Origin of the sequence: Planomonospora alba, assembly GCF_039534085.1 — a bacterium.
GTDB classification, from domain to species: Bacteria; Actinomycetota; Actinomycetes; order Streptosporangiales; family Streptosporangiaceae; genus Planomonospora_B; species Planomonospora_B alba.
This window is the reverse complement of the sequence record NZ_BAAAUT010000139.1, coordinates 1-2,031: the sequence shown is the minus strand read 5'-3', so window position 1 is coordinate 2,031 and position 2,031 is coordinate 1. Positions and strand designations below refer to the sequence as shown.

Sequence of the window (2,031 nt, the reverse complement as noted above, 5' to 3'; positions counted from 1 at the left end):
TCGACTGCATGGACGGCAAGATCGCCCGGCTCAAGGGCACGGGCACGCCGTTCGGTCTCTGGGTCGACTACGTGGGCGACCGCGTCCGGGTGGTCTGCTGCGCGGCCGGGCTGGCGTCCGGGCAGTACGCGGCCACGGGCGACCCCGTCTACATCCTGCTCGGCGCGGGGGTGACGGTGCTGGACCTGTTCCGCTACGTGAACGGGCCGCAGATGAAGCGGGTGCGCGAGGTGGTCAAGGAGAGCCGGGCCCCGCAGGCAGGGGCCGGCGGGCCCTCCCCGGCGGAGGACGCCGAGCCGCTGGACGGGACCGCCCTGCCGGACGGGGAGTCCTGGGGCGACCGGCTGCTGGGGGTGTACCGCAGGTTCGGCCGGTTCCTCGGCCGCTACCGCGTGCGCCCGCACCTGGTGAGCGGCATCGAGTTCCACGCCGCGGTGTTCGTGGTGGCGCCGCTGCTCGGCTCCGGGGCGCTGCTGCCCGTCTCGATCGCGGCGGGCGCGCTGCTCGTGCTGAACGAGGTCTTCCTGATCTACCTGCTGTGGCTGTTCACCCGGACCGCGGCGCCCGCCGCGCCGCTCCGGGAGGACACGCGGCGCCTACCCGTCTGACCGGGTTTCCCGGTCCGACCGACTTTCCACGGGGGTTCGTTGTGATGCAGTCCGACCGGCCGATCTTCGTCATCGGCTGCCCGCGTTCCGGCACGACGATGCTGCAGCTCATGCTGCACTCGCACGCGCGCATCGCGGTGCCGCCGGAGACCCGCTTCGTGGTCCCCGGCTACTACCGCCGCTTCTCCTTCGGCGACCTGCGCCAGGAGGCCAACCGGCGCCGCCTGGGCCGGTGGATCGCGGGCGGCAAGGACACCAAGTTCAAGGAGCTCAAGCTCGACGCGGACCGGTTCGTCGAGGACGTCGTCGCCGGGCCGCCCACGCTGGGGTCGGCGTTCGGCATCGCCTTCCGCTCCTACGCGGCCCGGTACGGCAAGCCGCGCTGGGGCGACAAGCGGCCCAGCTACTACCACCACGTGGACATGCTGCTGCGGCTGTTCCCGGACGCGCAGTTCGTCCACCTGATCCGGGACGGCCGGGACTGCGTGGCGTCGCTGAAGGAGATGCCCTGGTACACCAAGGACGTCTTCCACGCGGTGAACAACTGGGCCGAGGCGATCGACTTCGGCCGCCGCCACGCCAGGCGGCTCCCGGCCGGCAGCTACTACGAGCTGCGCTACGAGAACCTGACGGCCGATCCGGAGACCGAGCTGAGCAAGCTCTGCGCCTACCTCGGCGAGGACTACGACCCGGCGATGACCGAGCCGTACCACGTGGCGCGCATGGCGATCCCGCAGCACAAGGTCTGGCACGGCAACACCCACGGCGAGGTGACCACCGCGCGGTCCGGGTCGTGGCGCAAGCGGCTGGAGCCGTGGGAGATCGCGCTGTGCGAGACGGTGCTCGCCGAGCGGCTGACCTCGCTCGGCTACGAGCTGACCGGGGCGCCCGAGGCGGACAAGGCCCACGTCGCCGCGGTGGAGGCGGTCGCGGCCAAGCGGCGCAGGGCCCGCCGGCGCCAGGAGGTCCGGGACCGGATCAACCGGTTCCGCGAGTCCGGTCCGGTGGCCGCGCAGCTCACCACCGGGCAGCTGGGCGAGCCGGTGAGGGTGTGATCGCATGGAGTCCGACCGGCCGGTCTTCGTCATCGGGTGCCCGCGTTCCGGCACCACGATGCTCCAGCTCATGCTGCACGCCCACCCCCGCATGGCGATCCCCCCGGAGACCCGGTTCATGATCGCCGCCTACCAGCGGCGGCTCCGGTTCGGCGACCTGGCCGACCCGGTGTGCCGCCGCGAGCTGGCCGAGTGGCTGGTGAACCGCCGCCAGTCCCGCTTCCACCTGCTGGGGCTGGACGCCGCCGAGACGGTCGAGCGGATCGTCGCCGGTCCGCCGACGCTGGGCTCGGCGCTGGGGACCGTGCTGCGCGCCTACGCGGCCCGGTTCGGCAAGCCGCGCTGGGGCGACAAGCGGCCGTCGTACT

The 2,031-nt window shown here is 72.7% G+C and carries 3 protein-coding genes; all 3 read left to right on the top strand.

Annotated elements, in window-relative coordinates; genetic code table 11:
* Window positions 1-608, top strand: a 608-nt coding sequence (locus ABD823_RS34275; RefSeq protein ID WP_344867092.1) for a CDP-alcohol phosphatidyltransferase family protein, incomplete at its 5' end; no start/stop codon positions are given.
* Window positions 609-652: 44 nt separating this feature from the next.
* Complete coding sequence (locus tag ABD823_RS34270) at window positions 653-1,663, top strand: sulfotransferase family protein (protein WP_344867090.1); 1,011 nt, start codon at window positions 653-655, stop codon at window positions 1,661-1,663.
* 4 nt (window positions 1,664-1,667) lie between these two features.
* A partial coding sequence (locus ABD823_RS34265; RefSeq protein WP_344867088.1) for a sulfotransferase family protein occupies window positions 1,668-2,031 on the top strand: 364 nt, incomplete at its 3' end.

What these genes read in the sequence shown, in the direction of transcription:
- ABD823_RS34270 (WP_344867090.1), top strand. Translation starts at nt 653, where the DNA reads ATGCAGTCCGACCGGCCGATCTTCGTCATCGGCTGCCCGCGTTCCGGC.